Here is a 9597-nt window from a genome sequence, read left to right on the forward strand (position 1 = left end):
TCGATAAGAAAAATCTCTCTTTTGAAAAAAATCAGGCACATTCAATCGTGTATGCCAAACAAATTGTTTTCTGCAAAATTATGGATATACAACCCTGTATTAGAAAAAAGAGATATGGAAATTATCTCTCCATCATCTCCGGCAAAACCGCATAAACCTCTCCCGTATCTCTGCGGGCTTCAGCGGAATATTCGGCGACGCAGAGTTTCCCGGACGCAGAGGGACATGCACAAACGAAACCCCGCGTTCCAAAGCATTCCGCAGCTCTTCAGATGATCCCACCCGCTCGACCGATTGTATCCCTGCTCCCAGAGCAAGGACACCCAAGTCCGCAGTCGCATACGCAGGACTGATCTGATTTCCGGTACTCCCGAACGCTCCGTTATCAAGAGCAACAATCGTCAGGTTCGATGTTCCGCACGCAGCAACCACCGGCAGAACCGCGGAACCGAGAAGGCTGCCGTCGCCGTCGATCACAATCACCCGTTTCTTCGGACAGGCAACCGCACAACCAAGACCGATCGCTGACGCCTGCATGTAGCTGCCCAGCATGTAGAAGTTACCGTCGCGATCCTTTGTCGCATATAATTCCTTGGACGGAACACCAATATTGGAAACAACAAGCGTGTCCTCATCTGCGAACTCTGCAATCACGCGGATGGCATCCAGCCGCAGCATCTGAGGGTCAGCGTAGCCTGATAGTGTTAGACTCTTCGCAGGAACAACACGCCTCGGGTACGAAATGGTCACCGACTCCTCAGGTTCCCAGCAGGACGGTTTGATCAGCGCAACAAACGGCGTTTGCATCTCATACGCTCCCTGGATCACCTCGCCGAGATTTTTCAGATCCTCAGCAGTTGAAAATATCCGGTACGGAATAGTATACACATCCAGCATTCTCGGGAGCGGTTCATTGAACGGAATCTGTGCACAGATTGCCTCGCAGTAGACCCCCCGCCAGCTTGCAAGAATGGGCAACGGCAGATCGTACGTGCGCGAGAGCGACATCAGCGCATTCATCATATTGCCAAGTCCGGAGCTCTGAATCGACATTATTGGCTTTCTTCCACCAAGATATGCTCCTGCACAAATGCCGACGCCATCCTCTTCGCGGGCAAGATCAATCACCGGAAACTTTGTCGGGAGAAGGGCAGTCAGCCGTTTGTTTTTGTCGCACGGAAGCGAGGCGACGAGGTCTATCCCCTGCTCCTCCAAAATGTTGAGAACTATTTCTTCGTTCATAACTCCGGCACCTCATCTGCATTCACCGTGAACGCCACCGGAACCCTGCTGAGCGAAAAGTCTTCGCGGGCTCTCGCATAACCGCCGCCGGTAATATTCAGTGTAATTGTTGAACTGCGATCAACTGCACCGCTCTCGACAGCCGAGATCAGGGCTGCTGTTGCAACCTCTGCTGCAGGATCGAGATCAATACCGCACTCAGCATCAGCGAACAGACGTCCGGCGTCAGCCGCGTCCTCATTTTCGACCGCATACATGTTGCCGCCGCAGTACATCATCGCCTCAAACACACCGCCCGGAATACTGTAGGCCGGCTCCCTGTTCGTCAGAACATGGGCCGACACCTGTCTGATGGCTTCAGCAGCGTTGGGCATGTCTGTCTCCAGCACCTGCGACCGTTTCTCTTTCCACGCGTTCACCATTGGAACGAACGGAGCGTTCTGGGCCAGATGCAGTTTCGGCACTGCACTGCCGAACCGTCCGTCCTCCCAGAGCCGCATCGCTGCTTCCCATGCTGAGATTCCTCCGGTTCCTGAACCGATCGCCTGGAAGTAATGGTCCGGCATACGCCCGATGGTGATCGCCGCGTCCAGCATCACGGTTCCCATTCCGTCGCGGCGGGCAACATTCTTCGCCCCGCCTTCGGGAAGGAAGCCTGCTTTCTCGGTAATTTTATCGGCCACCCTGATAGCATCGGTGTAGTCGCCGCGGACAGCTACCAGTTTGATTTTTTCCGGATTCTTTGGCTCGGCCACGGTCCAGAGATTTTTCGTTGCATCCTCAGGAACGACGATGACTACAGGCGTTTCAAATCTCGCCGCCATCTCAGCAAACGCCCGGCCGGTGTTGCCGGCGGAAGCCACGACCAGAGTTCCTCCGCCGTTCTCCGAGAGCCGGACGGTGGTCGGCAGAGCCTCCAGCTCCTTGAACGAGCCGGTCGGAACAAGACATTGCCGCTCAGGATAATAGCCGGTAAACGTCACCCACAGATTCGGCAGCCCGAGTTCGCGGCAGAGCTCTTCGCTCTGAAACGTCATGGGCCGTGACTCTGTCGGCAGGACTCCGTGAACCGGCAGCCAGTCGATGTACCGGAAAATTCCCGGTAGTTCGGGACGAACCGTTAATTGTCTCGCCGCGTACTCGGTCCGCAGCAGCCCTGCGTGTTTATCGCAGGAGAGTGTGTAATGTTCCGGCAGAACTTCGCCGCCGGAGACACATCTGAGAATATACTCTCCCATCTCAGACACCTCCAAACCGCCACGACCCGGAACGAATTCTGTCGCGGAGAGTGCGTGCCGCAAGCTCTCCACGCACGCGGTCGGACTGCCGGAGAACAATTTTGATCTCTCCGGAACTGGTTCGAAGTGTCCCGCTGTTCGCTGAGTATGCGCCCGCGGGACACGCCGTCACGCAGGTCAGACAGCCCATGCAGGATTTGGTGATGGACAAGTCCTCGCGAATTGCCCCCCGCGGGCAGAGGTCCCGGCACCGGCTACACTCTGGTGTGCACTTTGTCGGATCCACACGAATGCGGGCATCACCGCTCCATGCATTCATATACGTTGCTGCATCAAACGCTGTCCGGTTCATCACATCAGCAACCGGTAGTGAAATAGTTTCATCGAGGACCGACAGTGCGGCAAGAGCCGCGTCATCAGTTACAGGGATTGCGGTCGCAACCGAAGTGAGGCATTCGCATGCGGTCGGCATCTTGAATCCGCCCATGAGATTTGAATCCATGCCTTTCATGTCCGCGGCCAGGGAGAGATTTGGTTTTGCCGCAGAACTCCGCGTGCCAGTTCCGAGAATAATTCCCTGAGCCCCGTTGACAAGAGCTCCGGTTCCGGGCGTGTGGAATCTGAGGGTTGGATCATTTTCGAGCGGATTGATCTCGCCGCAGCCGGAGAATGTTGCTTCACTCATGTTTCCCTGCATCGGTGTCACGGAAAATATCGTGGTGATTTCATCTGGTGAGGGATTGACAAATGCCATATAATTTTTGAACGCACCGCGAGTGACAATCATTCTCGCCGAACTCATCTCGTCAATTGTTATTGTTTTGGTGATCGTACCTGCATCAGTTTCGATAACTGCTTCAACGGATTTTTTATCGACAAGGTCGGCAAACAGATGGCCGCCGCCATAGCCGGCACGGCTCGATGCAGCTGTTCCGTAAACCATCGCATCCACATGGCCATTGCTCTCGTTCGGGCAGGGGCCGAGATGTGCCGGAACGCCGTTCAGCGTCATGCCGGTCGCGTGACGAAAGGCTCCCGGCTCTGTTGCCTGAAACGCAATCACTGCGGCAGTACCGGACATTATGCCAAACGTTCCGCAGGTGACAACATCGACGTCTTCGGCGGTGACGGCATCGCCAGCCCGGATACGTTTCTTGAGTTCTGATGCGGTGAGTACCACCGCAGTTTTTCCGGCAACTTTTGTATTGATATCCTCTATCGATTTCATGGAATTACAATCCCCTCTACTCTCACATGGACTCGATAGGATTTGTGCATGATCATGATGACAATCATGGAAGGGATGTTTGAAAGGGCAGAAAAAAAGAGATGAGCGAAAAAAGTTACTTCGTCCCGCCGCGGCCCAGTTCCTGATGGGCCTTGGCCAGATGCTGCGCACCAAGAGCGCCGAGAAGCGACAGCTCTCCGGCGAGGACCGCGACCGCCACAATTTCTGCAAACGCTTTTGCATTATCCCCTGGATTTTCCGCTCCGCCCGCAACACCAAGCATCGACAGACACGCGTTCTGTGTTGCAATCGTAGTTCCTCCGCCGACCGTTCCCACCTGAAGGGACGGCAGGGAAACCGACACATAAACTCCGCCCGGAACTGCGTCCACGGTCGTAATCGCATTGCTGCCCTCAACAACATGCGCAGGATCCTGACCGCATGCAAGAAACATTGCCGCAATCGCGTTCGCCGCATGGGCATTGAACCCAAGCGACACCGCACGTGCTGAGCCTACCAGATTTTTCCGCATATTCACTTCGGCAAGCGTCTTCGCATCAGTCTTGAACACGGACGCAACCATGTCGTCCGGCAGGAACACTCCTGCGGAAACTGATTTGCCCCGCCCCTCAATCACATTGATGGCCGACGGCTTTTTGTCGCAGCACATGTTGCCGGACGTTGAAACCATGCGTGCGCCGGTCTCCTCTTCGATCAGTTTTGCCGCAGCTTCGGATGCGATCGTCACCATATTCATCCCCATCGCATCCTTCGTATCAAACTCAAACCGAACAAACACATTTGTTCCGACAACGTACGTCGTAAGACCGATCATCTCTCCGTGATGCGTCGTCTCCTCTGCCGCAGTCTTCAGCAGCAGAAGATTGTCCTCAGCCCAGCGGGCCACCTCGGTCGCATGGGCAACCGAAGTTGCCGCAAAGATTGGTGCCCGCGTCATTCCATCACGAAGAATGCGAACCTCTGCCCCTCCGGCCTTCGTAATCGCACTGCACCCGCGGTTGATCGAAGCGGTCAGTGCCCCTTCCGTAGTTGCGATCGGAAGCCAGAAGCTGCCTTTCGCATACTCGCCGTTCACCATAACCGGCCCTGCAACGCCGACCGGAATCTGTACACAGCCGATCATATTCTCAATATTTCTTACAACCACGCGATCGATCGGAATCGAGTACGAGCCGACCGCCGAGAGATCAGCTGACGTCTCCTCCTCGATATATTTTCTGCGAAGAGAAACCGCCTCGTCTGCGGGCATCAGTTTTTCCAGAGCGTAGAGTTTCAGATCGCCGGAACGGATCTTTGCAAGCTGCTCATCCATAATATATACCATTCGGCACGCACACTAAAACATTTTTCTGAGGTCCTGACCAATACTTATCCTATCAAAGGTGTCCTATGCAGAAATATGCCAAGATTCTTGAATCAGTCAGAACGACGTCACCGCTTGTTCACCAGATCACGAATTACGTCACAGTAAATGACTGTGCAAACATCACGCTCTGTATCGGAGCCTCGCCGGTTATGTCCCATGCCCCTGAGGATGTTATTGACATGACCAGAATTGCCAGCGCTCTTGTTCTCAACATCGGAACTCTTGATCCGAAACAGATTGAAGGCATGCTTGTTGCCGGCAGAGTTGCCGCAGACCGCAACATTCCGATCATTCTCGATCCGGTCGGAGCAGGAGCAACGCCGTATCGTACGAAAACCGCAGAGATGCTGATTGATGAACTGCCGATAACCGTCATCAAAGGAAATGCCGGAGAGATCGGAACTCTTGCAGGGACTGCCGCAACTGTTCGCGGGGTCGACTCAGGAAGTGTTTCCGGCGACAAAAAGATGATCACGCAGGAGCTTGCAAAGCAGCTCGGCTGCATTGTGGTCATGAGCGGCGCAGAGGATATCATCTGCAGCGGCAACCGGACGCTGGGTGTTGCGAACGGCGTCCCTCTTATGGGCAGGCTCTCCGGTACCGGTTGCATGGCAGCTGCGGTTACCGGGGCATTTGCAGCCGCAGCTTCTGATACCCTGCACGGCTGTGCTGCCGCAATGGCAGCGCTCGGTATTGCCGGAGAGAAGGCGGCAAAAATTGCCCGCGGCCCGGGTTCGTTCAAGCCGGCGTTCCTTGACGCGGTCGCCTCACTGACTCCCGAAGATCTTGAAGCGTCTGCAAAAATTATTGAGTACTAATGTACGATCTCTACGTTGTCACTGATGAAACGCTGTCTCGCGGCCTGACGCATGAAGAGATCGCTCGCCGTGCGGTCGCGGGAGGAGCAAACATAATCCAGCTGCGTGACAAAGAAAAATCCTCGCGCGAGTTGTATGAAATTGCCTGTCGGATGAAAGAGATCTGTCGCGGTCGGGCACTCTTCATCGTGAACGATCGTATGGATGTCGCGCTCGCGGTTGGAGCTGACGGCGTGCATCTTGGTCAGAGCGACCTCCCGATCGGTGCGGTCAAAAAACTCTGTCCGAAAAATTTTCTTATCGGCATCTCTGTAGGAAATGCGGATGAAGCCAGAGAGGCGGAGGCCGCAGGCGCTGATTATGTCGCGGTGAGTCCGGTGTTTTCAACGTCTTCGAAATCTGATGCAGGGAGCGGACACGGCGTTGCGGCAGTCCGTGAGATATGTTCTGCAGTGATGTGTCCGGTTGTTGGCATCGGCGGAATCAACGCAGAAAACACACCCGAGCTGATCGCCGCAGGCCTTGACGGCGTTGCCGTCATCTCCGCAGTGGTCAGCGCTCCGGACGTGACCGAAGCCGCACGTGCACTTTCCCTCGTCATCAAAACCGCGAAGGAGAACCGGTCATGAAGGAGCAGTGGTGCCTCCGGGTGCCGGTTCGTGACGGCGAGGCCGCACGAAGAAATGCCATCGCTGAAGGAGTCGCCGACCGGTCTCTTCGCCCGCGTGTTGAGGACGGATATCTTTTGATCCCGGTCCTCTTCGAGTGCGTTGGAGCGGTGACCGCTGAGTTTGTGGAAAATCAGGCGGTCGAAGAACTCCCTCGTCACGAACAGATCGGCGGCATTGTTGTCCTGCAGGACGATGATGCCCGCGGCGCAGAAAAAATTCTTGCCGCCCGGCCTTCGGCACACACTGCACTCTTCGCGACCTCGCCGGTCGAAGGCGAGTTCCGCACAAAAACATTCAAAGTTCTTGCGGGAATCGACACGACCGAGACGATGTATCATGAGTACGGCCGCCGCATGAAAATTGATCTGACCGCCGCGTACTTTTCTGCACGACTTGCGAACGAACGTCAGAGAATTTTGTCGCAGATGAAAACGAACGAAAAAATTCTTGACATGTTTGCCGGTGTCGGTCCCTTTCCGGTGATGCTCGGGGCATGCGCAAACCTCGTGATTGCCAACGATCTCAATCCTGAAGCAGTGCTTCTGATGCAAAAAAATATTCGATTGAATCATCTCACGAATGTGATTCCCATGCTCGGTGATGCAAAAAATCTTGCAGAAATTTTGTCGCCGATGCAGTTTGATCGGATCATCATGAACCTCCCGATGGATGCCGCAGCGTTTCTCGCTGCCGCGGCCCCTCTCACAAAACCGGGAACAGTTGTGCACCTCTACTCACTGGTAGAGCGAGAAGGCGAACACAACGCAGAAATTTTCCGCGTGTTTCCGAATGCAAAAGTTACGGAGCATGTGCTTCGTTCGTACTCGCCGACAAGCTGGCATGCGGTCTACGACATTGAGGTCTCGTAATGAAGGTAAAGATCTGCGGGACCGGTTCCCCCGCCGATCTCGCCTGCGCTGTTGCTGCGGGAGCTGATGCCATCGGGTTTCTGATGGGAATTACGCATGTAACGCAGGACGCGGTGTCCTGCGCTGAAGCAGCATCAATGATCGCGAGCTTGCCGCCGTTCATCGAACCGGTCGCGGTCACGCATCTGCAAAAGCCAACTGATCTGATTCGTATTGCCCGGGAGTCGTACTGCACAACTTTGCAGATTCAGGACCTGGTTTCGCTGGAGGACATTGATGAGGTCAGGGCGGCCCTGCCGTATCTCAGAATAATCAAGGCTGTGCATGTGATGGATGCATCAGCAGTTGATGCGGCGAAATATTTCGCTGAAGCGGCTGATGCAATTCTTCTTGACACGCGGACAGCCGACCGGATTGGTGGAACCGGCATCGTGCATGACTGGCGTATCAGTGCAAAAATTGTTGAGGAATCACGCGTGCCGGTAATTCTTGCCGGTGGTCTGACGCCTGAAAATGTGGCAGAAGCTGTTCGCCGCGTCCGGCCGTATGCGGTTGACGTGCATTCCGGCGTGAAAAAAGATGGTGTACGGAATGCTGCGCGAACCCTGGCGTTTGTTGCAAACGCCAGGACCGCCGCCCTTACACTTCGATGACCGGATGCTTTGACTTCTTGAGATAGTTGGAATAACCGACCATGTCCAGCAGTCCGTGACCGGAGAGGTTGAAGACGATGGTCTGCTCCTCATTCTTTTTCTTTGCTTCAAGTGCGAGTTCGATTGCTCCGCGAATCGCATGCGATGACTCAGGGGCTGGAATAATTCCTTCGGTTCGTGCGAAGGTGACCGCTGCCTGAAAGATCTGGTCTTCGTTGTAGGATACTGCGTTGATGATCTTTTTGTCGTAGAGTTCGGAGACGAGCGGGTTCATGCCGTGGTACCTGAGTCCTCCTGCGTGAACTGCGTTTGGCGTGAAGTCGTGACCGAGCGTGTACATTTTGAACAGTGGAGTTATCTCGCCTGAGTCGCCGAAGTCGTAGCGGTACTCGCCTTTGGTGAGGGAGGGAACTTCTGATGGTTCGACGGCAAGGAAGTTGGTGTTCGTTTTTCCTTTGAGTTTTCTTTCGATCATCGGGAATGCGAATCCTGCGAAGTTGCTTCCTCCGCCGATGCAGCCGATCATGTGGTCGGGGACGACATCGATTGCTTCGAGTTGGGCGATGAGTTCCTGACCGATCACGGTCTGATGCAGACAGACATGGTTGGCAACACTGCCGAGGCTGTATTTGGTTTTGCCGGTCTGGTCTTTGACTGCCATCTCGACTGCTTCGGTGATGGCGGTTCCAAGCGTTCCGCCGTAGGACGGGTCTGTGGCAAGGACGGATTTTCCGTACTCGGTGATCGGGCTTGGCGAGGGATAGACTGTTCCTCCGTAGGTTTCCATGATGGATCTGCGGAACGGTTTCTGATCGAAGCTGACTTTGACCATGAAGATGATCACATCGAGGTCGAAGTAGTTGCAGGAGAGGGATAATGCAGATCCCCACTGGCCTGCACCGGTTTCGGTGGTGAGGTGTTCGGTTCCGTCGCGTTTGTTGTAGTAGGCCTGGGCGATGGAACTGTTGAGCTTGTGGCTGCCGGTCGGGCTTACGTCTTCACGTTTGAAGTAAATTTTTGCGGGAGTTTTGAGGTATTGCTCAAGATGGTACGCCCGCTGCAGCGGTGTTACTCTGCCGAACTGTGCATAGGCTTCCCGGACCTGATCCGGGATGTCGATGAACCGGTGGGTTGTGTCAAGCTCCTGTTCAACAGATGTTTTACAGAAGACCGGGGCGAGGTCAGCTGCAGTTACCGGCTTCATGGTTGCTGGATTGAGTATCTCCGGCGAACCGATATCTGCGGCGATGTTATACCATTTTTTTGGGATGTCATCCACCGTAAGGGTCGTGCGACCGTCTTTAGGGAACATAGATCAAGGTGTGGTTCTCGCGTATTTAAATTATGTGCATTTTGTTTCATTAAAAATCATCTGTGTATAAAAATAAGCATTATTGTTTGCTGTTGCAAGGTGAAGCGCGCTGATTGGTGTTTTGTGATATGGGAGTTTTTCATCCGGTGATGGGATGAGAAAAGAGCTGGGATTTTTTT

At 54.4% G+C, this 9597-nt stretch carries 9 protein-coding genes; 4 read left to right on the plus strand and 5 right to left on the minus strand.

From position 1 onward, the window contains the following. Positions 1-132: 132 nt before the first annotated feature. The 4 genes from comE to hmgA form a co-directional block, all read right to left on the minus strand. Positions 133-1242, minus strand: coding sequence for a sulfopyruvate decarboxylase subunit beta (gene comE, locus McpAg1_RS09335; RefSeq protein ID WP_338095042.1), 1110 nt, complete (start codon positions 1240-1242; stop codon positions 133-135). After that, on the minus strand, positions 1239-2480 hold the full coding sequence (locus McpAg1_RS09340) for a cysteate synthase (RefSeq protein ID WP_338095043.1): 1242 nt from the start codon (positions 2478-2480) through the stop codon (positions 1239-1241). The genes comE and McpAg1_RS09340 overlap by 4 nt, the downstream gene beginning before the upstream one ends. 1 nt (position 2481) lies before the next feature. Next, entirely contained in the window at positions 2482-3708 is a 1227-nt protein-coding gene (locus tag McpAg1_RS09345; protein WP_338095044.1) for a methanogenesis marker 16 metalloprotein, read from the minus strand. A gap of 115 nt (positions 3709-3823) precedes the next feature. After that, the gene (gene hmgA / locus McpAg1_RS09350) at positions 3824-5041 is read right to left on the minus strand and encodes a hydroxymethylglutaryl-CoA reductase (NADPH) (RefSeq protein WP_338095050.1); all 1218 of its coding nucleotides are present in this window, start codon (positions 5039-5041) and stop codon (positions 3824-3826) included. A 77-nt stretch (positions 5042-5118) separates the two neighbouring features. Here hmgA and thiM point away from each other — a divergent pair, with 77 nt between their 5' ends. Genes thiM through McpAg1_RS09370 form a run of 4 tightly spaced genes read left to right on the plus strand, consistent with a single transcriptional unit; the run spans position 5119 to position 8106 of the window. Beyond that, positions 5119-5913 carry a hydroxyethylthiazole kinase gene (gene thiM, locus McpAg1_RS09355; protein WP_338095045.1) on the plus strand — a complete coding sequence of 265 codons (795 nt, stop codon included), beginning with the start codon at positions 5119-5121 and terminating at the stop codon, positions 5911-5913. Next, on the plus strand, positions 5913-6542 hold the full coding sequence (thiE, locus tag McpAg1_RS09360; RefSeq protein WP_338095046.1) for a thiamine phosphate synthase: 630 nt from the start codon (positions 5913-5915) through the stop codon (positions 6540-6542). The genes thiM and thiE overlap by 1 nt, the downstream gene beginning before the upstream one ends. Next, positions 6539-7453, plus strand: coding sequence for a class I SAM-dependent methyltransferase (locus McpAg1_RS09365; RefSeq protein WP_338095047.1), 915 nt, complete (start codon positions 6539-6541; stop codon positions 7451-7453). Before thiE ends, McpAg1_RS09365 begins: the two co-directional genes overlap by 4 nt. After that, on the plus strand, positions 7453-8106 hold the full coding sequence (locus tag McpAg1_RS09370; protein WP_338095048.1) for a phosphoribosylanthranilate isomerase: 654 nt from the start codon (positions 7453-7455) through the stop codon (positions 8104-8106). The genes McpAg1_RS09365 and McpAg1_RS09370 overlap by 1 nt, the downstream gene beginning before the upstream one ends. Here McpAg1_RS09370 and McpAg1_RS09375 read toward each other — a convergent pair. After that, positions 8093-9418 (minus strand): TrpB-like pyridoxal phosphate-dependent enzyme, encoded by a 1326-nt coding sequence (locus McpAg1_RS09375; protein WP_338095049.1) that lies wholly within the window; start codon positions 9416-9418, stop codon positions 8093-8095. The two genes, McpAg1_RS09370 and McpAg1_RS09375, sit on opposite strands and share 14 nt — an antisense overlap. Positions 9419-9597 lie beyond the last annotated feature (179 nt).

This window comes from Methanorbis furvi (assembly GCF_032714615.1).
Taxonomy (GTDB): domain Archaea; phylum Halobacteriota; class Methanomicrobia; order Methanomicrobiales; family Methanocorpusculaceae; genus Methanocorpusculum; species Methanocorpusculum furvi.

Coding starts and splice junctions, on each gene's coding strand:
- hmgA (WP_338095050.1), bottom strand. CDS start 5,041: ATGGATGAGCAGCTTGCAAAGATCCGTTCCGGCGATCTGAAACTCTAC.
- thiM (WP_338095045.1), top strand. CDS start 5,119: ATGCAGAAATATGCCAAGATTCTTGAATCAGTCAGAACGACGTCACCG.
- McpAg1_RS09365 (WP_338095047.1), top strand. CDS start 6,539: ATGAAGGAGCAGTGGTGCCTCCGGGTGCCGGTTCGTGACGGCGAGGCC.
- thiE (WP_338095046.1), top strand. CDS start 5,913: ATGTACGATCTCTACGTTGTCACTGATGAAACGCTGTCTCGCGGCCTG.
- McpAg1_RS09345 (WP_338095044.1), bottom strand. CDS start 3,708: ATGAAATCGATAGAGGATATCAATACAAAAGTTGCCGGAAAAACTGCG.
- McpAg1_RS09370 (WP_338095048.1), top strand. CDS start 7,453: ATGAAGGTAAAGATCTGCGGGACCGGTTCCCCCGCCGATCTCGCCTGC.
- McpAg1_RS09375 (WP_338095049.1), bottom strand. CDS start 9,418: ATGTTCCCTAAAGACGGTCGCACGACCCTTACGGTGGATGACATCCCA.
- McpAg1_RS09340 (WP_338095043.1), bottom strand. CDS start 2,480: ATGGGAGAGTATATTCTCAGATGTGTCTCCGGCGGCGAAGTTCTGCCG.
- comE (WP_338095042.1), bottom strand. CDS start 1,242: ATGAACGAAGAAATAGTTCTCAACATTTTGGAGGAGCAGGGGATAGAC.